At 47.7% G+C, this 24,179-nt stretch carries 22 protein-coding genes; 11 read left to right on the plus strand and 11 right to left on the minus strand.

Annotation, left to right across the window (positions count from 1 at the left end; translation table 11 throughout):
• Positions 1-855: a universal stress protein gene (locus HUB64_RS00715; RefSeq protein ID WP_173496150.1), complete on the plus strand. Its 855-nt coding sequence runs from the start codon at positions 1-3 to the stop codon at positions 853-855.
• 147 nt (positions 856-1,002) lie between these two features.
• Here HUB64_RS00715 and HUB64_RS00720 read toward each other — a convergent pair whose 3' ends face one another.
• From HUB64_RS00720 to HUB64_RS00735, 4 genes are all read right to left on the minus strand, one after another.
• Positions 1,003-1,587 (minus strand): YSC84-related protein, encoded by a 585-nt coding sequence (locus HUB64_RS00720; RefSeq protein ID WP_105250489.1) that lies wholly within the window; start codon positions 1,585-1,587, stop codon positions 1,003-1,005.
• Positions 1,588-1,739: 152 nt separating this feature from the next.
• Positions 1,740-2,654, minus strand: coding sequence for a hypothetical protein (locus tag HUB64_RS00725; RefSeq protein ID WP_173248045.1), 915 nt, complete (start codon positions 2,652-2,654; stop codon positions 1,740-1,742).
• A gap of 57 nt (positions 2,655-2,711) precedes the next feature.
• The gene (locus HUB64_RS00730) at positions 2,712-3,110 is read right to left on the minus strand and encodes a nitrous oxide-stimulated promoter family protein (protein ID WP_173496151.1); all 399 of its coding nucleotides are present in this window, start codon (positions 3,108-3,110) and stop codon (positions 2,712-2,714) included.
• A 146-nt stretch (positions 3,111-3,256) separates the two neighbouring features.
• Positions 3,257-3,616, minus strand: coding sequence for a DsrE/DsrF/TusD sulfur relay family protein (locus HUB64_RS00735; protein WP_006083495.1), 360 nt, complete (start codon positions 3,614-3,616; stop codon positions 3,257-3,259).
• A 273-nt stretch (positions 3,617-3,889) separates the two neighbouring features.
• On the opposite strand from HUB64_RS00735, the gene HUB64_RS00740 reads away from it, so the two are divergent.
• The 7 genes from HUB64_RS00740 (at position 3,890) to HUB64_RS00770 (ending at position 9,473) form a co-directional block, all read left to right on the plus strand.
• Positions 3,890-4,726, plus strand: a complete 837-nt coding sequence (locus HUB64_RS00740) for a hypothetical protein (protein WP_173496152.1) — start codon at positions 3,890-3,892, stop codon at positions 4,724-4,726.
• 143 nt (positions 4,727-4,869) lie between these two features.
• The gene (locus HUB64_RS00745) at positions 4,870-5,181 is read left to right on the plus strand and encodes a hypothetical protein (protein ID WP_105250486.1); all 312 of its coding nucleotides are present in this window, start codon (positions 4,870-4,872) and stop codon (positions 5,179-5,181) included.
• A gap of 9 nt (positions 5,182-5,190) precedes the next feature.
• Positions 5,191-6,645 carry a YdiU family protein gene (locus HUB64_RS00750; RefSeq protein WP_173496153.1) on the plus strand — a complete coding sequence of 485 codons (1,455 nt, stop codon included), beginning with the start codon at positions 5,191-5,193 and terminating at the stop codon, positions 6,643-6,645.
• A gap of 13 nt (positions 6,646-6,658) precedes the next feature.
• Positions 6,659-6,991, plus strand: coding sequence for a DUF3630 family protein (locus HUB64_RS00755; RefSeq protein WP_173496154.1), 333 nt, complete (start codon positions 6,659-6,661; stop codon positions 6,989-6,991).
• A 2-nt stretch (positions 6,992-6,993) separates the two neighbouring features.
• Complete coding sequence (locus HUB64_RS00760) at positions 6,994-8,016, plus strand: serine/threonine protein kinase (RefSeq protein ID WP_173496155.1); 1,023 nt, start codon at positions 6,994-6,996, stop codon at positions 8,014-8,016.
• Between the two features lie 129 nt (positions 8,017-8,145).
• Positions 8,146-8,754, plus strand: coding sequence for a thiol:disulfide interchange protein DsbA/DsbL (locus HUB64_RS00765; RefSeq protein WP_173496156.1), 609 nt, complete (start codon positions 8,146-8,148; stop codon positions 8,752-8,754).
• Positions 8,755-9,260: 506 nt separating this feature from the next.
• Complete coding sequence (locus HUB64_RS00770; protein WP_006083486.1) at positions 9,261-9,473, plus strand: DUF1107 domain-containing protein; 213 nt, start codon at positions 9,261-9,263, stop codon at positions 9,471-9,473.
• Here HUB64_RS00770 and HUB64_RS00775 read toward each other — a convergent pair.
• On the minus strand, positions 9,470-9,691 hold the full coding sequence (locus tag HUB64_RS00775; RefSeq protein ID WP_006083484.1) for a cell division protein ZapB: 222 nt from the start codon (positions 9,689-9,691) through the stop codon (positions 9,470-9,472). The genes HUB64_RS00770 and HUB64_RS00775 overlap by 4 nt on opposite strands.
• Before the next feature lie 179 nt (positions 9,692-9,870).
• Here HUB64_RS00775 and HUB64_RS00780 point away from each other — a divergent pair, with 179 nt between their 5' ends.
• Both HUB64_RS00780 and HUB64_RS00785 read left to right on the plus strand, forming a co-directional pair.
• A complete protein-coding gene (locus tag HUB64_RS00780; RefSeq protein WP_173496157.1) occupies positions 9,871-11,364 on the plus strand; it encodes a Na+/H+ antiporter NhaC family protein in 1,494 nt (497 codons plus the stop codon).
• Between the two features lie 81 nt (positions 11,365-11,445).
• Entirely contained in the window at positions 11,446-11,799 is a 354-nt protein-coding gene (locus HUB64_RS00785; protein WP_173496158.1) for a RidA family protein, read from the plus strand.
• A gap of 156 nt (positions 11,800-11,955) precedes the next feature.
• Here HUB64_RS00785 and HUB64_RS00790 read toward each other — a convergent pair whose 3' ends face one another.
• Together HUB64_RS00790 and HUB64_RS00795 are read right to left on the minus strand one after the other, a co-directional pair.
• Positions 11,956-12,303: a hypothetical protein gene (locus HUB64_RS00790; protein WP_173248027.1), complete on the minus strand. Its 348-nt coding sequence runs from the start codon at positions 12,301-12,303 to the stop codon at positions 11,956-11,958.
• Between the two features lie 13 nt (positions 12,304-12,316).
• A complete protein-coding gene (locus HUB64_RS00795; RefSeq protein ID WP_105251101.1) occupies positions 12,317-12,589 on the minus strand; it encodes a Rho-binding antiterminator in 273 nt (90 codons plus the stop codon).
• A gap of 229 nt (positions 12,590-12,818) precedes the next feature.
• Here HUB64_RS00795 and HUB64_RS00800 point away from each other — a divergent pair, with 229 nt between their 5' ends.
• Positions 12,819-13,910, plus strand: a complete 1,092-nt coding sequence (locus tag HUB64_RS00800; RefSeq protein WP_173496159.1) for a branched-chain amino acid aminotransferase — start codon at positions 12,819-12,821, stop codon at positions 13,908-13,910.
• Between the two features lie 72 nt (positions 13,911-13,982).
• On the opposite strand, the gene HUB64_RS00805 is transcribed toward HUB64_RS00800, so the two are convergent.
• The 4 genes from HUB64_RS00805 to prpC form a co-directional block, all read right to left on the minus strand.
• On the minus strand, positions 13,983-18,509 hold the full coding sequence (locus HUB64_RS00805; RefSeq protein WP_173248743.1) for an EAL domain-containing protein: 4,527 nt from the start codon (positions 18,507-18,509) through the stop codon (positions 13,983-13,985).
• A 370-nt stretch (positions 18,510-18,879) separates the two neighbouring features.
• Positions 18,880-20,085, minus strand: coding sequence for a 2-methylaconitate cis-trans isomerase PrpF (gene prpF, locus HUB64_RS00810; protein ID WP_173496160.1), 1,206 nt, complete (start codon positions 20,083-20,085; stop codon positions 18,880-18,882).
• 167 nt (positions 20,086-20,252) lie between these two features.
• Positions 20,253-22,856, minus strand: coding sequence for a Fe/S-dependent 2-methylisocitrate dehydratase AcnD (gene acnD / locus HUB64_RS00815; protein WP_173496161.1), 2,604 nt, complete (start codon positions 22,854-22,856; stop codon positions 20,253-20,255).
• A gap of 80 nt (positions 22,857-22,936) precedes the next feature.
• A complete protein-coding gene (gene prpC, locus HUB64_RS00820; RefSeq protein WP_173496162.1) occupies positions 22,937-24,064 on the minus strand; it encodes a 2-methylcitrate synthase in 1,128 nt (375 codons plus the stop codon).
• Positions 24,065-24,179: the final 115 nt, after the last annotated feature.

Genomic DNA, 24,179 nt, shown 5'->3' on the forward strand with positions numbered 1-24,179 from the left:
ATGACAAATGTGATTGCCTGTATCGACGGTTCAAAAGTGACACTCGCCGTATGTGACGCCAGTAGCTGGGCCGCTCAGCAACTGGATGCCCCAGTAACTCTATTGCATGTATTGGATAAGTCTGCTTATCCGATAGAGTCAGATCTGTCAGGAAATATTGGCCTAGGTACACGGGAGCACTTGCTCAATGAAATGGTTGAGCTCGAAGCGCGCCGAGGCAAGCTGGCACTCGAGCAGGGTAAGTATATGTTGCAAGATGCGCAAACGCGCATCGTGGAGGCACAACCCGCAGTCGTGGTTGAAACCTTGCAGCGTCACGGCGATTTAGTCGAAACTCTGTTAGAGCAAGAATCCCATGCCAGACTGGTGGTGATGGGCCGTCAAGGGGAGCAGCATCAAGATCAAGCGCAGGCCATTGGCAGCCATTTAGAAAATGTCATTCGCACGCTTAAGCAGCCTATTTTAGTGGTGATGGACGAGTTTACTGCACCGAAGCGATTTATGATCGCCTATGATGGCAGTGTGACCGCAAGAAAAGCCCTCGATCGAGTTGTAAGCAGTCCGCTACTTAAAGGGCTCGAATGTCATTTAGTGATGGTGTCTGATGATCAATCGCTGGCGACCGCTGAACTGGCGTTGGTGGCCGAGTCTCTGATTGCGGCGGATTTCAATGTGGTTACCGCCGTTTGTCAGGGAGAAGTGCAAACGGTCCTTGAGATCTATCAACTTAAGCATCAAATCGATCTTATGGTGATGGGCGCCTATGGTCATTCGCGGATTAGGGAGTTTTTTGTGGGTAGTAACACCACAAGGATGATCAGTAAAAGCCATATCCCCTTGTTATTACTTCGCTAGGTTAAATATGCATTTCAACTTATTTTGCTCAATTCTAATGACTTGGTTTTAGTTAGAACATCTGAGTCAGAAGCTTGAGGTAATCATTTAAGAAAAAACGGCGAGCATTTAGGCTCGCCGTTTGATATCACAGTCGAATGGTTCGTGTTAGTTAGCTTTAGGCTCGAAGCTAAAGGCTTGACCCGCAAGAGCGGCTTCAAACATTAAGCCGCCTTTTGCTGCGGTAAATACCGCCATACCGTTGATATAAGAGCCGCTTGCGGAGCGATTACCACCCGATTGACCTGCGCCTGCTGAGTTGCCTGTGGTTCCTGCTTGAGCGCTTGCTCCCATGTTGATGGCAACTGCCGACGCTTGGGCATCAAACTCGAAACTGCCGCTCGTGAAGGCTTCATAGGCTTTGGCATCTTTAAAGAAGATGATCTCGCTGTAGGCTTGTCCACCTAATTGAAAACCGATGGATAATTGAGTCAGACTCGAATCACCCATATAGGCACCGCCTTGGTAGACTCGGCCTTTGCCATAGGCTGCACCGATCCCAATTCCGCCTTTACCCACAGTTGGGAATAAAGCATAGCCATAGGCTGTGTCGAAAAATTTACTGGTTTCTTTCGCTTTTTGGAAATTGACTACAGCCTGATCGTAGCTTTCATCTGCATGTACAGTTGGGGCAGCAAATAGGCTCACAATAAGGCATGTTGATGCCGCAATGGCTGTTAAAAATGATTTCATGGTAACGCCTCTTCAAGTCTTTAGTTGTTCCAGACTAGCCTTTATCGACACAAATGACAGCCAAAAGTGACATATGTGTCAGCTTAGGTTCAGTGTTCGACTTAATGGTTGGAGTGATATTGGTGGTGATGATTGGAGTGCAGTTTCGCCAATTAGTTCTTAGGTGGCGAAGAACCTTGGTTTTTTTCTGCATCGTCCTGCTGAACTTGATGCAAAAATTCATACTCCTCTGGGGTGAGAATATTTTCAATGACGAGTGGGCGTTGCTCTAGCTGTGGTTCGGCCATGCGGCCTTTTAAGTAGGCAGAGCGGGTGATTTGCTTTAGCCCATACACCGCCAGCATATACATGCTCAGTAGTAAGGTCAGCCTTGGCAATGCGTGGGAAAGTAGCGATAGATTATCACCAAGATAGAAAGGCAAGATCACCACAAATACGCGGATTAACCAATTCAACAACATGGCCAAGGTCAAGCTTATCAGCCAACGAAACCGAATGGTGCCGAGCGCCTCTTGGGTTTGAGTGACATCTCTTTGATTGCGCTTATGTCGACGAAACAACATCCACAGCGCGATAAAGTAAAAACAGGTTTGTACAGATAACAGCGCTGGGAGTAGAGCGCCCCATTGGCTGATACTCATTTCTTTAAGCATCAGAGCTATGGGTTGCCACTCGTTGATGGGATGCGCAGTTAATCTTAGGGCAATATCTAAAATGGCGAAAACTAATGTTAATGCAGATGGCCAGTAATGCTTTGAAAAACCTAGCGGTTTATTGGTTGGCGCTAAACTGCGTTTGCAATAGAGATAGAGCAAAGGCATGAGCAAAAAATAGATAGGGTTAATCAGATTGAATAGGATATGAATGGGAATTGGACTGTTATCGCGGTTCAACATACCCGTGAGGAAGTATAGAGCAATAAGACTTAAGAAAGCGGCGAGGAGTTTTTGGTTAGCGTCTGGGTGATAGAAATAGCGAATATAAATAGCTAACGCGAGGCAATGTACGCCTCCAAATAATGACAACCACCAGTAAGCTTGAGTGAAAAAACTATGAAACTCGTTCATATGCGATACCTCGAGCCCTGTTATATCAGGGAAATCGGCTCGGTAAAAGTATCGCCGTTAGTTTTTCTGTTGGCTTGCTATGCGCTGATGACGATTTGAAGCCGCCTCGGGCACAACGCTGGGAACGGGAATGCGTTCCGCGAGTAAGTGTTTGATTGCACGAACGGGATGCGGTAATAACATCCGTGGACCAGAAAAGATCATGATCTCTTTGACGATTTGTTTCTGCGCGGGTTTGTAGCAATGTACTGGGCATTTATTACAGGTGGGTTTGTTTTGTCCGTAGGGGCAGCGATCTAGGCGTGTCGCGGCATAATCCAATAGCTCGATGCAATCTACACATAGACCTGTTGAGTCTTGGCCTTGGTGTTTCGCTTTGCAATAAATCGCCACCATAGCGGCAATGGTTTGGTGTTCGTACAGGAGTTTGCCCGTAAGCAGTGTGGCTGTGCCCATTGGAATACCTTAGCTTGTCACTCGGATATCCCATCATAGGCAGTGAAATTGGCGCTGACAAAACGAAAGCGCCAATTTATGAAGGTGCGCACAAAATAGGGCTTTAAACAATCCTTCATCCTCAATGTCGCACTTACAAGTCAACCTTAGATATGCATCACTTTGTCGGCAGCTAATGTCCAGCGGGTTAAATCTTGCAGCGTACCTATGTGCGCGCCTTCGATGATCATTTCCGCGGTAACGCCTCGCGCTTGAGCACAGGTCTTGCAAAGTAGAATCGGAACTTGCTGTGCCGAGAGAATTTCAAACATCTGCTGCAGGTTGTAGCTTAAGTCAGGTGTGGTTTGATTTTTGAGTGCGCCAAACACGGCATCTGACATGAGAAAAAGTTTAAGATCGACCGCTTGCTCGTCCTGATCCTTCAGGGCTAATGCGATGCGTAAGCTATTAAATAGCTTTTCTGTTCCGTAGGGACTGGCATGGGCCACGATAAGAATACTTTGCATCAGGTTTTCCTTATGTTTGTTATAAGCAGGTGGATGGGGGGATTAGGGAACTCGATTGTGCCAGTCTAGCGCAATTGGCTATAACTATTTGAGCGCAAGATCGTATAAAAAGGCATAAATACTTGATTTGCACCGACACAATGGACTTTAATAGCGGTTAATCTCTGCTCAATTTTTAGCTAGACTCGGTTGCCATGGACGCAGTCCTGATGGACGTTGGCAAACCCATTGACACGGCTTCTGATGAGAAGCGGCCATCAAAGGTGAACAAGAATGAAGATCTTAGTCGTATTTATACTGATTGCTGTCGGGGTGTTTTTATTCCTTCGCGCGCAGCGATTGGCGAAAGAAGAACAAGAGGCGATGAAACCCAAGTCGACCTCGGTAAAACCTGTAGTTCCCACCGAAGAGGCACCTATTTTCTCCGCTGCTGAGCCCGAGCGTGTAGAACCTGAGCCAGTTAAAAGGGTTGATGATACTGGCGTGGCTGAAGTAGAGCCCGTTATCGAAGTTGAAGCCGAATTAATGCCCCGTGAGACCGAAAGCCCTGCGAGCATTTCGGTGGCGCTAGACACAGATATCATCGAAGTTGATATACCTGCGGCCCATAATGAAGAGGCGGTGATCATTTTAGGCGCCACGCCTGCAGATGAACAAGATGATGTTAAGACTGAAGCAGAGCCAGTCTCGAACACACGTTCTGAGGTAGCTGCGCCAGGGGCTTGGGCGAATGTAACCTTAGTCCGGGCCTTTGAGGAGTATCAAGGAGCAACGTCAGCCAGTGCTCGCTATACCGCGCTGCAAAATATGATTGCTGAATGCTACAAACAGCGTAAATCGGCGGATTACCTCAACTATGGTGCTCAATTAGCGGAAGAGTATATTGCACTGTTCCAAGCGGCTAGCGCCGAGCAAGGCAAAGATACTGAGCTTAAATCTTCCGGTTTCCTGCATTTAGCCACCTTGCTAAATGATACCCAAGCCTTCGATGCCGCCATTGTCATCTGTCGTAAAGCACTCGAGCTTGGGCTGAGCGATGGCACTGTCACTGGCTTTGAGGGCCGAATCAACCGGATTGAGAAAGCACAGACTAAAGCAACCACGGCTTGATATGTTGTAGGGAGCGCTTAGCGGGTAAACCCTTAGTCGAAAAGCGGTTATTTCCCTCGTCTAAGCAGTGTAGAATCCCTGCTAACTGAATGCGCAAAAGGCGAACTAAGGTTCGCTTTTTTTATGGGCTTAATAGGGGAAAAATGAAACTAAGCTATGCCTTACCGAATGTCTTATTCGGGCTTGGATTATTGCTACTCAGTGGCTGTACTAAAACCCCAGAATGGACCCTATTTTATTATCCCGATGTGAGTGCCATTCCGGTGACACCTTTGCAGGCCGAAGATATTAATGGTTACTACGATTCTCTAGAGCAATGCCAGAGCAAGGCTCATGGTATGCAACGTCTAAGTCGTTCTGGCGTGAGTGGTTTTGGCCTTGGATCTTATCAATGTGGGCACCTATGCGAGTTCGATGATAAATCGGTGCTGGTTTGCAAGACCATGAGCCAATAGGTGGACAAGATGAAGTTTAAACAGGATTTTTTTACGCAGTTACCTGAGTTTTACTCGCAAGTATACCCGCAAGGGATAACTAAGCCTGAATGGCTGGCATGGAGTGATGACGCCGCCCAATTGATTGGCTTAAGCCAGCCCACCGATGAGCTGTTATTGGGCTTATCCGGCAATGCCGCCGTTGATGGTGCGACCTACTATGCCCAAGTGTATAGCGGCCACCAATTTGGCGGTTACACGCCGCGCTTAGGGGATGGACGTTCGATCATTTTAGGTGAAGCGATTGGTCCAAATGGCGCATGGGATGTCGCCCTTAAAGGCGGCGGTCCGACGCCTTATTCGCGCCGTGGTGATGGCCGCGCCGTGATGCGCTCTGCCGTGCGTGAGTTTTTAGTCTCTGAGGCGCTGCATCATTTACATGTGCCGACGACTCGCGCTTTGGCCGTGATTGGCTCTGACTTGCCCGTATGGCGTGAGAGCCAAGAAACCGCAGCCATTACCGTGCGTTTGGCCCGTAGCCATATTCGTTTCGGTCATTTCGAGTTTTTCTGCCACAGTGAGCGCGGCCGTGCCGATAAGCTGATTCAATTACTCAACTTCACTATTACTCAGCATTATCCCCATTTGAGTTGTGATGCCGCAGGTTATAAAGCGTGGTTTTTACAGGTAGTGCAAGATACCGCTAAGATGATTGCCCACTGGCAGGCGGTCGGTTTTGCCCATGGCGTGATGAACACAGACAATATGTCGATTCTAGGTGACAGTTTTGACTTCGGTCCCTTTGCGTTCCTCGATACATTCCAAGAAGACTTTATCTGTAATCATTCTGATCCCGAAGGTCGCTATGCCTTTGGTCAGCAGCCGGGAGTCGGTTTGTGGAACTTGCAACGTTTAGCGCAGGCGCTCACACCAGTGATCCCATCCGATGACTTAATTGCCATTCTTAATCAATACCAAGAGGCGCTAGTGCAGCCTTATTTGCGCTTGATGCGGGCAAAACTAGGTCTATCAGCAGTTGATGTTTCGTCGGTGGAGCAGGACAAACAGGATCTTGAACTTATAGGTCGATTTACTGTGCTGATGGAGAAAAATCAACTCGATTACACTCAGACTTGGCGTCAATTAGGCAAGTTAGATCCAACCAGCAAACACAGTGCGCTGCGGGATGACTTTATCGATGTCAGTCAGTTTGATGCTTGGTATCAAGCTTATCAACAGCGATTGGGCGCGGTGGCTGATATCCCTGCGTGGCAAACTGAGCGCAATAGTGTGAATCCCAAATATATTTTGCGTAACTATTTAGCCCAAGAGGCGATAATCGCAGTAGAAGAGGGTAATCTTGCGCCGCTGCATTTGCTGCAAAAAATCTTAACTCAGCCCTTTGCCGAACACGCAGAGCATGAAGACTTAGCCAAGCGTCCACCGGACTGGGGCCAAGGTTTGATCATGTCATGTAGTAGTTGATGGGATAACAAGCATGAAATTACCAAGCACACATTTAAAAGCCATGAGCTTAGATACCATTAGTTTAGATAAAAGCGCCTTAAGTTTAGCGGTCAGTGCGGATATCGATTTTGATTGTTTCGCCGACTTTGCCGAACCTTTAGCTGCGGCGCTCGATTGCACTGTGCGCGAGCGTCAGTGGGGCGCCGACAGGCATCAATGGTTATTAGAATTTGAAGGCAGCCAGTTATGGCTCAATTATGAGTTTTACGGCAACATTTGCTGGCTCTCGACCGAACGAGAAGCCGATTTTGAGGTGCTGGAATACTTAGCCACTTTGCTGCAACCTCACCTAAGAGTGAACTGAATATGAGTCAGAATATGACGCCACCGGCCACGAGTTCTAGCGGCGCTGAGTTCCATTTTCAAGCCCTAACACCGGATTTGATCTTAGATGCGATCGAAAGTCTGGGCGTGTACCCGGAAACGGGCTTACTCGCGCTGAACAGTTACGAGAACCGCGTGTATCAGTTCCGTAGCGATGAAGGGCTGCGTTATGTGGTGAAGTTCTATCGCCCAGACCGTTGGAGCGATGCGCAGATCCAAGAGGAACATGATTATGCGCTCGAACTCGCGGCAGAAGATATCCCGATTGCCGTACCTGTAATTATCGAAGGCCATACGTTACACAAGTACCAAGGTTATCGATTTACCCTGTTTCCTTCCTTGGGGGGGCGCGCCTTCGAAGTCGATAATTTAGAGCAGCTGGAATTAGTGGGTCGGTTCATCGGTCGGATACACCAGTACGCGGCGCAAACGGTATTTGCTGAACGTGAACCGCTGAATCCGCAGATTTTAGGCGCCGAGCCGCTCGCGTGGTTAAAGCAATCTAATCTGGTGCCTAATAGCCTACGCTTGCCCTTCTTTACCGTAGTAGAGCAGGTGCTGGCTAAGGCGAATGCGATTTGGGATCGCCAAGATTTTGCGGCCATTCGTTTGCACGGCGATTTACACCCAGGCAATATTTTGTGGACGCCAGACGGTCCCGGATTCGTCGATTTAGACGATGCTCGCATGGGACCGGCGATTCAAGATTTATGGATGATGCTGACCGGGGATAGAGCGCAGCAACTGATGCAGCTTGAGATCTTACTCGAAGCCTATGAAGAATTTTGTGAGTTTGATACAAGACAGTTAGCCTTGATTGAACCGCTGCGGGCGCTGCGTATGGTGCATTACAACGCGTGGATTGGCCGTCGCTGGGACGATCCTGCCTTCCCGATGAACTTCCCTTGGTTTGGGGATGAAAAGTATTGGGAACAGCAGATTTTGGCGTTCAAAGAGCAATTATTTGCCCTTAGCGAACCACCACTGAGTCTAGTGCCGTATTAGCATTGAGCAAAATATGATTTCACAGACGTATCTTGTGACATTAGATTGAACTCTTAAGCTTGAGTTACACTCAAAAAATGGAATATGTTAGTCTCCAGCCAATTTATCAAAATGATTTAAGGAATTTTCATGAAAAAAGTATTACTCATGGCCGCGGCTCTGTTACTGGCGCCACTGGCAGTATCGGCTGTGGAATACCAAGAAGGTGTGCATTACACAGTGATTAACGATGGCCCAGCAACTGCGAAGCCTGAGATTACTGAGTTTTTCTCTTTCTATTGTCCGCATTGTTTTACTTTCTCTAAAACCGTAGTGCCAAAAATTCTCACCGAGAAGCCAGAAGGCGTTGCGTTTAACCAAGCACACGTTGATTTTATCGGCAAAGAGATGGGGGTTGAAATGTCACGCGCATTTGCAGTCGCACATCAGTTAAACGTCGATGAGAAAATGGATGCGGCGTTATTCTCTGCTATTCATGAGAAGAAACAGCATTTTACTAATCGCGATGATGTTCGTGCTGTGTTTATTGCTAACGGTGTCGATGGTAAAACCTTCGATGCGGCTGCAGAGTCTTTCATGGTAAAGGCGCAAATGGCAAAGATGAAGCGTGATACTGAAAACGCTAAGCTGACGGGTGTACCTGCTCTGGTTGTTAACGGTAAGTACCGTGTTGAAACAGGGGCAATCAAATCCTACGACGAGCTGTTAGAAATTGCTTTCTACCTAGCAAAAAAATAGTTCGATAGGCGTTACCCGCACTGCTGTCATATGAGCGGATGATAATGCGGTATCGATTGCATGTTAAAGAGAGCCTAAGGGCTCTTTTTTATTGGGGCGGTTCGCAACAACAAGGCAAATAGCGCTTTGATAGGGAGCTTAACGTACTGAGTTAGGCCTCTGTAGGCTAGTCGTTTGAACTTATGGAATAAAGACGAGGCAACAAATGGGCAAAAAAAAACCGTACTTCTTGTAAAAGAAAGTACGGACTTGAGCCAGAGGACTCATTTTTACCCTGAGTAACGCTAATAATTTAGCAGGGTGTCAAAAAATTGGCAAGTGACATTATTATGGCGATCTTCTTTTTTACTCACAGGGTGACATATTCATAGTTTAACTAAATCAAACGATTAAGTATTTTTGGTGATAAAAGATGAAAAATACCACTCTAACAATGAAACTCAAGTGGCAAAGCTTCTGTCAAACAACTGTAATCAATAACAACAAGAATGCTTGTAGGTGGTCATATGAGAGTTTTTCCTGTCTACGCACCTAAGCTTATCGTTAAGCACGCGCGTATTTTTCTCACTGGTGTTATTTGGGTTAAAGATTTAGGACGATTGGAATTTGAGAAGGGACGGTTTTTACTGCCAAGAAAAAGCCTGCCAAAAGTGAAGCAGGCTATTTTAGAATTGAACGAACTGATCGAAGCGCAGCATCATCAAACTAATGCAGTTTAGATTTCGCTGTTTAACAAACCAACAAGGCCAGTCACTTTTTCGTTCCAAGAAGTGAGTTCTTCTTGTAGTTGCTGGTTTTGCGCATTCAATTGTTGATTGTGCTCACTCAGCGTAGACGCTTTTTGCTTCTCTTCTTCAAGCTCCATTTTTAGAAGCTCGATAGTTTCGAGTGCAGCCTGGATTTTGGTTTCCAGTTTGGACAGTAATTCAAGGCTCATCTGGAGAGTCCTATGGTTTCTGGATGGGACTGTGATTCTAGCAGTGCCTAGAACTTAAGGAATAGCGATTCTTGCCGTTTGGTCAAAAAACACCCTATTACTGGGTTCTAAATTAAGTTTTTTTGCATTTGTTATTAACTCGTTAGTATTCTTGGTTTTATTTTTTATCGGAATGGTCCATGTCGCCTAGTTTGCTCGCCATACTCCCGTTACTGTTGACCTTAACCTTAGCCCTGTTTTTACGCCGCACGCTGGTGGCGTTAGGCGTTGGTATCGTCTCTGGCGCCCTATTGATCGCCCAATTTGACCCGCTGCAAACTGGGTTGTATTTGCTTGATATCGGTGTAAAACAATTTTATGCCCAAGGTGCTTGGCAAGCGTGGCATCTCAATGTGCTGTTCGCCATGTTACTGCTCGGTAGCATGACGCAATTGTTAGCACGTGGCGGTGCCGTGGGTCAGTTTGGCGATTGGCTGTATAGCCGTATTCGTACTGAGCGTCAGGCGCGTCTTGGGGTCGTATTTCTTGGTTGGTTAGTGTTTATCGATGGGATTTTCAGTTGTCTTGCTGTCGGCCATGTGTGTCAGCCGCTCAGCCAGCGTTATGGTATTCGCCATGAGCAGCTTGCCTATTTGGTTGATTCCAATGCTTCGCCTTTATGCGCGCTATTGCCTTTCTCCAGTTGGGGCCCCTATGTGATGGCGCTTATCGCGGGGATCAGCTTTTTACCTGTGTCGCCACTGGAAGCCTTTATTGAGGTAGCCTTGTTTAACTTTTACGCCATAGTGACCTTAGGCTTGTCCGTGCTCGTCGCTTGGTATGGCGTGGGTTTTCACTCTTTTGTTGCTGCTACTGCTGTGGAATCCTCCAATACGGTCGAGGTTAAGGGAAATCCTTGGCTGCTCGCAATCCCTATGCTGACTCTGCTGTCTGCTTCAGTTGGATTAACTTTGTGGTCGGGGGCTCAGCAGGTCTCTTCTTGGGATGTGTCACTTTGGCTTGCTAAGGCTGATATTGGCGCTTCTATGCGCGATGCTTGTTTGTTGGCAACCTTGGTCACTCTTGCCATGTTAGGCTTGTCTGGGCGACGTTTAACGGCGTTAGTGGGGGATTTGAGCCACGGAGTTCGCATGATCGCCTTCGCCATTGCGATTTTACTCTGCACTTGGATGATTGGCGCTGTGATCCAAGATCTTGGCGTCGCTAAATTATTGGCTGCTTGGGCTAAGGCTTATCTTTCCCCGCATCTGCTGGTAGCGGGAATGTTTTTACTCTGCGCGATAATGGCTTTTGCGACGGGTTCAAGCTGGGGAACATTTGCAATTATGATCCCTATTGGCGCAGAGATTGCCCATAACTTAGATCCTCATTTGTTGTTACCTGTACTGAGCGCTGTGATGGCGGGGTCGGTTTTTGGCGACCACTGCTCGCCCATTTCAGATACCAGCGTGCTCAGTGCGACCAGCTCAGGTTGCGCTCCCCATGACCATGTGGTGACTCAGTTGCCCTTTGCTTTGATCGCGGCATGCGCAGCCTTAGTCGGATTTCAATTAGTCAATTTAGCCGTGGCGACACCGTTAGTGTGGCTGGCCGTGGTGAGCTGTAGCCTAGGATTATTTGCCTTGATGGCACGTTTTTATTCACCTTTGCCTAGATTCGTGGCGCAGACATAAAGCCAGTTTATCGCTAAAATGGCCGATTCGGTTCTTGCTGAGCCATTTATTTAAGTGCATCTGATTTAAGAGATTATCAATATGAGTATTACCCGTTTAGATGTAGGTACCCGTATGAGCAGTATAGTGATCCACCAAGGTACTGTGTATCTGTGTGGCCAAGTGGCGAAGGACAAGTATCAAGGCATCACCGAGCAAACTGTCACTATGCTTGAGGAGGTCGATACCTTGTTAGCGCAGGCGGGAAGTTCGCGTGAGCATTTACTGTCAGCGACTATTTATCTGAAAGATATGGGGGATTATGATGCGATGAATGCGGTATGGGATGCTTGGGTGCCTAAAGGCCATTCGCCAGCCCGCGCTTGTGTGCAAGCCGCTATTGCCGAGCCAGAATATTTGGTTGAAGTTTCTGTGATTGCGGCGGTTGCGGTTTAAGCGCTAAGCTATTTTTCGTACCGTTTAGAAGCCTGTTTCGATCCCTATTTCGAATCCTGTCACCGAGTGTCATGACTCGGTGAAGCTTTTCCGCAATACACCTCGTTAACTAAACCTGTATTGTTCAGCAGGTCCACTCTCTTCTAACAAAACCCTTTAGCTTAAACCTAATAAGTATTCCATTAAATGTGCAGGGACAAGCGGCGGATGATCCCCATATTGTTCTGAGAGTGCGCTGGCGATAGTCTCAATATCTTGTTGGGCTAAGCCTTGTTCGATAATGGCAAACGCCCAAGGAGCCTCGGTTTTGAGTTTGAGGAAATAAGGCGTTTCGACAAATTGTGCGAGTGAGTAAGCGGAGCCTCCTAAACCATGCCCCCAACCTTCGCTGACCTGAAAGGGTCTATCCAGGTGTGCCATATCAAATTCAATGAGATGAGGGTATTGGCCGTTATGCCCACCGATCCAGTGACCGATTTCAACCGATAAAATCATAGTTGCCATGTTATATCCTTTGCTAGGGTTGCTTGGCCGCAATGAGTACTCGGCTAAATTCAGCATTAGGCTCGAGGGGTGTGATGGCGGCGATATGGTCGAGTCTAAGGGATTGTTTAGTTTGTTGCAGTTGGATGATAAGCCACTCAGTTTTGTCGGCTCTTGTCTGCGTGGTGATAGCTTTACCTTGGCATTGGGTGCCATCAATAAGCTCAATGTTGAGTTGATAACCACGCAGACAGGCGAGTTCGAGATAGTCGTAGTGGGCGCAGGGGATCATTTTATAATCTGACATTGGATCATCTCATTGGGAGTTCGACCCTATTGTGGCAAAAATACTTGCCATTGGCATTATGTGTGACCCAATGCGGATTGTTTTATCCTGTCTCTGAGGCCGTGTGAAATGTTGAACCAAGCGTGTTAGCGAGTTTTTTATTTGCTTAGACCTTTAGATATGCGCGCCCCTCTTGACTTTATTCCTGTCGCTCCCTAGTCTGCTTGTTCAGTAATCAAGGTGGTATGCGATGGAAATAACTTACAATTTAAAACCTGCGTCCGAGCGCCGTACTGAGCAATTCAAGCCCGAGGGGAATGTGGGCTTTGGTAGCCTCAGAACCGATCATATGTTTTTGATGGATTATCATGATGGACAATGGTGCGATCCGCGCATCGTCCCTTATGGACCATTTGAAATGGCACCGGGTGCAATGGCGTTGCATTATGGCCAGTCGATCTTCGAAGGCGCTAAAGCCTTTATGCATGAAGACGGCGAGATTTATACTTTCCGTATTAATAAGAATGCCGAGCGGATGAATCGCTCCGCCGATATCGTCTGTATTCCCAATATCGATGAACAAATGCAGATGGATGCGATCAATGCGTTGATCGATGTCGATCGCCTGTGGTTCCCGATGCAAGAAGGCGCGTGTCTGTATATTCGTCCTTTTATTTTTGCGACCGAAGACCGCCTCTCTGTGAGCCCAAGTTCGCGTTATACCTTCTGTGTCGTTTTAAGCCCAAGTGGCGCTTATTACGCGGCAGGCGTGAACAAAGGTATACGCTTGCTGATCAGCAAAACTTTCCATCGTGCAGTATCGGGTGGCACTGGCGCCTCAAAAGCCGCGGGTAACTATGCGGCTTCGTTGCGTGCGGGTAAAGCGGCGGCAGCCTTTGGTGCATCGCAAGTGCTATATCTCGATTCGACCAATCAACAGATTGAAGAAGCGGGCGCGATGAACCATTTCCACATCTTAAAAGATGGCACTGTGATTATTCCAACCTTCACAGATACTATTTTGAAGTCGATCACCTCGCAATCCATTATGGAATTGGGTGAGCTACTCGGTTGTGAAGTGCGCCAAGAGACTGTCATGCTTGATAAATTTATCGCTGATATTGAATCTGGTGAAATTATCGAGGCGGGTGGTTTTGGGACGGCGGCTGTGGTTTCTGCTGTGGGCTCATACATTTTTGAAGATGGCCATGTTGTCACTGTCGGTAATGGTGAAGTGGGCGAGCATGTTCAGCGCATCTATAAACTGTATACCGAAATCCAAAAGGGCCATATTAAAGGTCCTGAAGGCTGGGTTAAGCGTGTTGAACGTTTAGCAAAGTAAGGAATTTGTGGTGATGTTTAAAGGCTCCTAGGAGCCTTTTTTATTGGCTGTTTTTGTCGATAATGCATTAAATCAAAGTGGCTGTGGCTTAGATTGATTTTTGAGTAAGGTTAAACAATCTTCGGCATTTAAGGGTTTACTCAGTAAAAAACCTTGTACTTGATCGCAGCCTTGCATCGCCAAGAAGTTGAGCTGTTCTTGGGTCTCTACGCCTTCGGCGACGACATTCAGTTCTAAGCTGTGAGCGAGGGCAATAATGGCGCTGGTGATGGCGGCATCGTCGGGATCGTTGGTGATGTCTCTGACAAATTCTCGATCGATTTTGAGTGTGTCTATCGGGAAGCGTTTGAGATAGCTTAGGCTCGAATAACCCGTACCAAAATCATCCACGGCTATGGTCAATCCTAGGGCCTTGAGTTTAGATAAGATGCTGACCGATTCCTGCGGATTGCCCATGATCATTGATTCAGTAAGCTCAAGCTCAAGGGATTGAGCCGGGAGACCTGATACGGCTAAAGCAACTTCGATGGTGGAGATAATGTCCGCTTTCAGTTGGCGAGCCGATAGGTTGACGGCGATAGTGATCCCGTTAAATCCTAGGCTATTCCATTCGGCTAATTGCTGGCAGGCGTGGTTGATCACCCAATGGCCAATTTGAGTGATGATACCCGTTTCTTCCGCCAGTGGAATAAATTCCACAGGTGAAATAGGACCAAGTTCAGTGTGATACCAACGCAAAAGTGCTTCCAGTCCTGTGAGTGAACCATCTCGTAAACAGAATTTAGGTTGATAAACCAAGCTTAGTTCTTTGCGTTGGATAGCTTCCTTTAAACCACTTTCGAGTTGTACATGACGGGTGGCGATTTCATTCAACTTAGAGGTATAAAACTGAAAGTTATTTCGACCTGATGATTTTGCGTGGTACATGGCGGTATCGGCAAATTTAATCAGTGAGTCGGCATTGTCCGCATCGTTAGGGTATAAGCTGATACCTATTGAGGTCGAAATGGTCAGCGTTTTATCGTCCAATAGGAAGGGCGTTTGGAATGCTCTGAGTACTTTTTCTGAGATCAGGGTTGCGGCTTTTGTTTTCGCAACACCTTCTAAAATAATAGTAAATTCATCGCCACCTAAGCGTGCGACAGTATCGCCATCACGCACTGCATTTTGCAGTCGTCTTGCCACGGCTTTCAGTAACAAATCCCCGACATGATGCCCCATAGAGTCGTTGATATGTTTAAAGCGGTCGAGGTCTAAGAACAGCAAGGCAACGATATTATTCGCTCTGTGCGCTTGAGTAATCGCGTGATTGAGCCTGTCTTGAAATAAAGTTCGGTTCGGTAAGCCTGTTAATGTGTCAAAGCTGGCGAGGAAACGCAGATCTTCTTCGGCTTTTTTCCGCTCAGTGATGTCGGTAAATACTGCAACGAAGTGACTGGTTTCGCCTTTGATATCGATCACTTGGTTGATTTCAAGCCAGACTAAAATGGCCTGACGTTGTTTATTGCGGATCCAGAGTTCTCCGACCCAATGTTTGTGACGCAGTAGCTGTTGTTCAATTGTATTGAACAACTCTCGCTGTTGGCGACTAAAGGCTAAGTGAATGAAATGCCTGTCGGTTATTTGGCGTTCTGTGTACCCTGTAATGGCACAAAATGCTGGGTTGACCGAACGAATTCGATAGTTTAATCCTCCCACTACAACGGCTTCGTTCATACTGTTGAGCACTTGTGATGACAGTACCAACTCGTTTTCAATCAGTTTGCGCGAGGTAATGTTACGATTGGTCCCTGTCATGCGGATCGGATTATCTAGGCTATCTTTTTCCACCACTTTACCGCGGTCTAAAATCCATACCCAATTACCGGGGGAGCGTTCGACTCGGTACTCTGCTTCGAAGAAAGGCGAACGACCTTGAAGGTGTTCGTTAAGCTCAAATTTGAATCTTTCCCTATCCTCTGAGTGCATGCTCTCATGGGCTATATTGCTGCTATTCCAATGGGGGACTGAAGAATCCATATTGGTACGATAGACTCGATTTTCTGGTATGTTCCAGTCCCACATGCCATCGCCAGAGGCCCAAAGTGCAAGTTTGAGTCGCTCCTCTGAGGCGCGGATACTGGTTTCAAATTCGCGCTGTTGCTGGCGTTTTCTTTTACGCCAGATAATGATCCAAGCCAACAGCCATAGAGAGAGCAAGCTATAGAGGGCGTAGGCGAACTGAGTTCGATAGAAGGGCGCTTGTACATGAAGATCGACAGAAAGGGCGTAGTCACCTTGAGAGTTGTATTGCAGCCCATGGCGAACATGCAGTTGGTAGTGACCAGGATTAATATTGGTAAAGGTAATTTCATTACCTGTGGGGAGCTCATGCCACTCGTTATCAAATCCCTCAAGAAAATAGCTGAAGCGGTTTTTACCCGTATAGCTGAAATCCAATGAGGTCACCTCAAAACTGATCAGCTGATCGCTATAGTCCATTACTATGCTAGGTGGATGGCTCAAATCGAGAATAGTGTGCCCTTTACCCGCAATACTATAGCCAGTGAGTGCGACTTTAACATCGGGTCGTTGATCTGGAATTGACTTTGGATTGAAACGATTTATGCCATTAATACCACCAAACCAGAGATCGCCATCGCTGTCTTCAAGTTTTACGCCACCGTTAAACTCCAGTGCTTGTAGCCCTTCTTGCTCGTTAAATATGATGACACGATTGGTTTTAGGATTGAGCTTTCCTATCCCCGCATTACTACTAAACCAAATGTTGTGTTCTTGATCCTCGAGTAAGGCATAGATGGTATCACTTGGTAATCCCTGATTGCGGGTATAGTGGCTAAAACCTGCATCGGCCTCTTGGGACGGTAGCTTGCTGATCCCACCATGGGTGGCAAACCATACCTCGCCCGACTTTGTGACTAAAATATCGCGGACACGGTTGTTGATCAGGCTGTTTTTGTCTGAGGATTGATGGAAGTAGGATTTGCCTAAGCCTGTTTTCATATCCAGCTTAAGCAGGCCATCGAGAGTACCTATCCATAGCGTATCTTTGTGTGTTCTGAGGATTAAAAACTGGTTTTGTGCCGGATAGAAATTATCAATATGTGCCAATGAGATAAAAGTAAATTCATCGGTATCTATCGCCTTACGGTAGAGGGCATTGGTTGTTGCCACCCAGAGGCGACCTTGCTCATCAATATCTAAACTACGGATATAATTGGTTTCTGAGCCTTGATCAGTGCGTTCTGTCACCTTGAGTAACTGGAAGTGGCCATCTAGCGCCAGTCGACCTAGCCCATAGTTAGTGGCAAACCAAAGCACGCCATTTTTGTCTTGGTCTATATCTCGTAGGATAAGATTCAAGTTGCGTTGATGCATCCCTAAGGCGTTAGCAAAGAGCTCCGTGTAGTGTTCATATTTTCCATTGGCCAACATGCGTTTAAGCCCAGCACCTTCGGTGCCTATCCATAGCGCATTATCTTGGCTGCGGAACAAGGTGCGAATGTTGTTACTTTGTTGCGACAGGTTAGGGGTGGATTCGTAAATATGCTGAAAATACTGACGACGGGTATTAATTTTATCTAGACCAGAATAACTGGCACCTAACCATAAATTGCCAAAGGGATCTTGCAGTAAGCTCAGTATGTTATTTTCACTAATACTGTTGGTACGCTTAGGATCATACCTGTGGTAGGTCGCAGTAAATGCCTTATCGTTTCTCTCGAGTTGAATAAGACCGGCTTCTGGCCCAACAACCCAAAAGTCACCCTGCTCAGTTTGGATAAAATCTTTAATGTAAGGCACATTATCGTCTGTCTGCCAGAGTATTTCGCCCTGTTGTGAGGCCAAGTTGTAATGCCATAATTGCTCTCCCAGAGCTAAAGTGATCGCATTAGCGGAATGTGCCCTAATTTGATGTGCAGTGAGATTCTGCGGGACATTTAAGCGAGTGATAGTATTGGCACTGACAGCAAAGGTGCCGCTATCTTGTGTTCCTGCCAGCAGATAAGTGTCTTCAACATTGGCTAAGCTGGTGATGTGGGGTTGAACACTATTACCTAAGTTCACTTGGGTAATGCGTTTGGTTTTGGTCGATAGGGAAAATAGTCCTGCTTTAGTACCAATCCAGAGTGTATTGCCTACAACGCTGAGTTTGGTTGTGCGTGGATCGGTAAGCCCTTGTTCTTGGCCAAAGTGTTCAAAGGTCCCTGTGCTCAAATCGAGTCGATTTACCCCTTGGCTGAAAGTCGAAACCCAGATATTACCTTCTGAGTCTTGAATAATGTCAGAGACATAGCTCTCAGAAATACTCCTCGGATCATTGGGTGAATGGGGGAAAATATTGAAGCTGTGACCGTTATAAGCATGCAAACCATCTTGAGTGCCAATCCATAACATACCTGCATTGTCCATAAACAGGCTAGTAATCGTATTTTGGGTAAGGCCATCTTCACTGCGAATATGTTCAAATTTGAGCTGTGTAGAAGCCGCGCTCAATGGTTGAGCTAATCCATTGCACGAGATCCCCCACAAACTTAGGATAAAAAGCGTACTTAGCATTAGCTTGTGGATTAGTTGACTCAAATTTTCCCCTACCAAAAACGGACCCATCCTGATTAGGTTTCTATTTAGTTTAGTTCTTAGCCTAGACCTTACATGCCATTTTGCTGTAAAAATGCGACTTAAATTGCTGACTTGGTTTAAAAATAACCAAAATCGATGGGCACGATTCTGTAATAGATCATGCAATATATTAACTGTACCGTTTTACTGCCAATATTCTTTTTATGACGAGTTTGTAATCTGGCGTTTTTGCTAAAGGATCTTAGCATTGTTTCAGGTATGTCAACATATCATGCTAAGACAAATACGGGCGAAGCAGATTAAAATGATGGGCGAGAATAGAAAAAAGACCTTGCCGGAAGGGGGAGAAGCAAGGTCTTTGGTTGAACTGTTTACTTAGATAAAATTACGCAGCGGGCACCCGCACAAAACCTTCCATTAGTACCCGGGCGCTGCGGCTCATAATGGCTTTAACAACTGTCCATTCACCGTTGACCATTGACGCCTCAGCGCCAACGCGCAAGGTGCCTGATGGATGACCGAAACGTACCGCATCTATTTTATCCTTAGTGTCTCCGCCTGCGGCTAAGTTGACTAAAGTGCCGGGAATTGCCGCCGCCGTACCAATCGCAACGGCAGCCGTACCCATCATAGCGTGGTGCAGTTTGCCCATAGACAAGGCGCGTACCAGTAGGTCAATTTCATCTGCATTGACGGTTTTACCGCTCGATGACACATAGGCTTTAGGCTTAGCGACAAAGGCGATCTTAGGCGTATGTTGGCGTGCAACAGCTTCATCAATATGTGAAATCAAGCCCATACGCACGGCGCCATAGGCGCGAATGGTTTCAAATTTGGCCAGGGCGGCATTGTCACTATTAATATCATCTTGTAGCTCTGTGCCCGTGTAGCCTAAGTCTTCTGCGTTGATAAAAATGGTGGGAATGCCCGCGTTGATCATAGTAGCGTTAAAGCTGCCAATGCCAGGCACTTCTAGCACATCGACAACATTACCCGTAGGGAACATGCTACCACCGCCGCCATCTTCGTCCGCAGCTGGGTTCATAAATTCGATTTGCACTTCGGCGGCAGGAAAGGTCACACCATCGAGCTCAAAATCACCAGTTTCTTGCACTTCACCCTGGGTGATTGGCACATGGGCGATAATAGTTTTGCCTATATTGGCTTGCCAAATTCGGACTGTGCAGATGCCATTGTGTGGAATGCGGGCCGTATCAATTAAGCCATTGCTGATGGCAAAGGCACCGACAGCGGCGGTCAAGTTGCCACAGTTACCGCTCCAATCGACAAAAGGTTTATCGATCGCCACTTGGCCGAAGAGGTAATCGACATCGTGATCGGTTTGGGTGCTAGGGGAGAGGATTACAGTTTTGCTGGTGCTCGAGGTGGCTCCGCCCATGCCATCGATTTGTTTACCGTAAGCGTCTGGGCTGCCTATCACTCGCAGTAACAAGGCATCACGTGCGGGACCTGCAACTTGTGCGGCTTTAGGTAAATCCTGCAGACGGAAAAACACGCCCTTGCTGGTGCCGCCGCGCATATAAGTCGCGGCGACTTTGATTTGTGGCGCGTGGATTGTTGAAGCATTCATTCATTAACTCCAAAAGGACTCCCAATGGAGTCCAAATGAGCGCCAGTAACTTAATGGTGAAGTCGCTGACGCTCGGTTTCGCTAGCTGATATTTAAGCGTCGTCTCTAACCAGACACGGGCGTCGATTCAAATCTCGACTCAAGCCTGATTTGATTCGAGATTCGATTTAAGCCTGATTTGATTCAAGAAAGTCCTGCGCGAAGCGTTGCAATACGCCGCCCGCCTCGTAGATAGACACTTCTTCGGCGGTATCGAGGCGACACGTCACCGGCACTTCGATGCGCTCACCGTTTTTACGGGTGATAACGACAGTTAAGTCCGCTCTTGGCGCTGGCGTGCCGAGGACATCGAACACTTCTGTGCCGTCTATACCATAGGTGGCGCGGTTGTCACCGGCTTTAAATTCCAGCGGCAATACGCCCATACCGACTAAGTTAGTGCGATGAATACGCTCGAAACCTTCGGCAACAATGGCCTCTACACCCGCTAAACGCACGCCTTTGGCAGCCCAGTCACGGGACGAACCTTGGCCGTAATCTGCGCCCGCTATGATGATCAGCGGCTGCTTACGTTCCATATAGGTTTCAATCGCTTCCCACATACGGGTCACTTGACCTTCTGGCTCGATACGCGTCAGTGAACCTTGTTGCACTTTACCGTCAACGATTGCCATCTCGTTTTTAAGTTTAGGGTTGGCAAAGGTCGCACGTTGGGCGGTTAAGTGATCGCCCCTGTGGGTGGCGTAGGAGTTAAAGTCTTCCTCCGGCAAGCCCATTTTGTGCAGATATTCGCCCGCGGCGCTGTCCATCATAATGGCGTTAGAGGGCGATAAATGGTCGGTGGTGATGTTGTCACCCAGTACCGCCAGTGGTCGCATACCCTTGAGTGCGCGTTCACCCGCCAATGCGCCTTCCCAGTAAGGTGGGCGACGAATATAAGTAGATTGCGGACGCCAATCGTACAGCGGGCTGATTTTTTCGCCGTAATCGACGGCTAAATCGAACATGGGCTCGTACACTTTGCGGAACTGCTCAGGTTTAACACTAGTCGCAATCACGGCATCGATTTCTTCATCCGATGGCCAAATGTCGATAAGTTTTACTGGCTTACCGTCTTTATCTAATCCCAGCACATCCTTTTCGATATCGAAACGTATGGTGCCTGCAATCGCGTAGGCGACGACCAATGGCGGCGATGCTAAGAAGGCTTGTTTTGCATAAGGGTGAATACGGCCATCGAAGTTACGGTTACCCGATAACACAGCGGTAGCGTACAAGTCGCGGTCGATCACTTCTTTTTGAATCACAGGATCCAGCGCGCCGCTCATGCCGTTACACGTCGTGCAGGCAAAACCAACAATGCCAAAACCGAGTTGTTCAAGCTCAGGTAATAGCTTGGCTTCTTCTAAATATAATTGCACCGCTTTAGAGCCGGGTGCCAGTGAGGTTTTGACCCAAGGTTTGCGGCTTAAGCCTTTAGCGTTGGCGTTGCGGGCAATGAGACCTGCAGCAATCACGTTGCGCGGGTTACTGGTGTTAGTGCAGCTGGTAATCGCCGCAATAATCACAGCCCCATCGGGCATTAAGCCAGGCTCGTTTTCGACTACGCCGCTAATTCCGCGCTTAGCCAATTCTGATGTTGGCACCCGTGCATGTGGGTTTGATGGCCCTGCAATGGTGCGCACCACCGAAGATAAATCAAAACGCAGTACGCGTGGATAGTGCACTTCGGTCAAGCTGTCGGCCCACAAACCTGCGGTTTTGGCATAGGTTTCAACCAGTTTAACTTGCTCGGCTTCGCGGCCAGTTAAGGTCAAATAATCTAAGGTTTGCTGGTCGATGTAGAACATGGCCGCAGTGGCACCAAATTCAGGCGTCATGTTCGAAATCGTGGCGCGATCGCCTAATGTCAGCGCCGCTGCGCCTTCACCGAAGAACTCTAAGTAAGATGAGACGACTTTTTGTGCGCGTAGAAACTCGGTCAAGGCTAATACGATATCGGTAGCCGTAATGCCTGGCTGTGGTCTGCCCGTGAGCTCGACACCGATAATGTCCGGTAGACGCATATAGGATGCGCGCCCTAGCATCACGCTTTCGGCTTCTAAGCCGCCGACACCTATGGCGATAACGCCGAGCGCATCAACGTGCGGCGTGTGGCTATCGGTGCCGACTAAGGTATCGGGGAAGGCCACGCCATTGCGTGAATGCACCACCGGCGACATACGCTCTAAGTTAATTTGGTGCATGATGCCGTTACCCTGGGGGATAACATCAATGTTTTTAAAAGCTTTTTGCGTCCAATCAATAAAGTGGAATCTGTCTTCGTTGCGTCTGTCTTCGATGGCGCGGTTTTTGGCAAAGGCGTCTTTATCAAAACCACCAAATTCGACAGCGAGTGAGTGATCCACAATCAGCTGGGTTGGCACAACTGGGTTCACTTTGGCGGGATCGCCACCTTTAGCGGCAATAGCGTCACGCAGACCTGCAAGGTCAACTAAAGCGGTTTGCCCCAAAATATCATGGCACACCACGCGGGCAGGAAACCAAGGAAAATCCAGTTCTTGCTTAGATTCGATAATCTGTTTTAGCGAGTCGGTCAAAACGGCCGGATCGCAGCGACGGACTAAGTTTTCAGCTAAAACGCGCGAGGTGTAAGGTAGCTTGGCATACGAGCCAGCTTGAATGGCTTCTACGGCTTCGCGGGTATCGAAGTAATCGAGTTGAGTGCCGGGTAAGGGCTTGCGATATTGGGTATTCATAGCAGTGCTCATAACATCATCCATTTCGGAAAATGAAGTTGGCGCGAGACTTACATTGAGTGAAATCTCGCGCCAAGTGTGGTCAATTTTGCTTAACGGTTGGCAATTGGTACCACTTTGCGCGGCGCCACGCCCACATAATCGGCACTCGGGCGGATGATGCGGTTGTTAGAGCGTTGCTCCATCACGTGCGCCGCCCAGCCAGTGACGCGTGAACACACGAAGATTGGCGTAAACAACTTAGTCGGAATATCCATGTAGTGGTACGCGCTGGCGTGGAAGAAGTCAGCATTACAGAAGAGTTTTTTCTGTTCCCACATCAGGGCTTCACAGGCAACCGATACCCGGTATAGACGGTCGTCACCGTTGGCGGCAGCCAGTTTTTCTGACCATTCTTTGATGATGGCATTACGTGGATCGCTGTCGCGGTAAATTGCGTGGCCGAAGCCCATGATCTTATCTTTACGCTCGAGTTTGCCCATTAAGATGTCGCGCGCATCGGCTTCATCTTTCATGTCTTGGATCAGTTCCATCGCCGCTTCGTTCGCGCCGCCATGCAGCGGACCGCGCAGTGAACCAATCGCCCCAGTGACGCATGAATGCATATCTGACAGGGTGGAAGCACAGACGCGAGCGGTAAAGGTTGATGCGTTAAATTCATGTTCTGCATAAAGAATTAACGATACGTCCATCACTTTAGCATGCAGTACCGACGGCGCTTTGCCATGTAATAAGTGGAGGAAGTGTGCGCCAATTTGATCGTCATCGGTTTCAGTATCGATACGCACGCCATCGTGGCTAAAGCGATACCAGTAACAGATGATCGATGGGAATGCGGCGAGTAAACGGTCGGTGATTTCACTCTGTTCGGCAAAGCTGTGCTCTGCTTCTAAGTTACCTAGCATAGAGCAGCCAGTACGCATCACATCCATAGGATGAGTTTCAGCAGGAATGCGCTCTAATACTTCTTTTAATGCTTGTGGCAGACCGCGAAGGCCTTTGAGTTTGGTTTTGTAGGCATCAAGTTGGGCTTGAGTGGGCAGCTCGCCGTAAAGAATAAGGTAGGCTACTTCTTCGAAGGTGGCATTTTCACCGAGATCTTTCACATCATAACCGCGGTACGTTAGGCCGCTGCCTGACACGCCCACTGTGCTCAATGCGGTTTCGCCTGCGCTCTGGCCACGTAATCCTGCACCGCTTAGTTTTTTAGCTTCTGACATAATCCTTCCCTTCCGTTAACTCTGTTTGGTTATTGCTGGCGGATTTCAGTGCTCGTTTCAGAGCACTTATTCGCCGACATTTATTGGTTAAGGCTGCACTTTTTATTTAATTTGT

Origin of the sequence: Shewanella sp. ISTPL2 (genome assembly GCF_013283205.1) — a bacterium.
Taxonomy (GTDB): Bacteria; Pseudomonadota; Gammaproteobacteria; order Enterobacterales; family Shewanellaceae; genus Shewanella; species Shewanella oncorhynchi.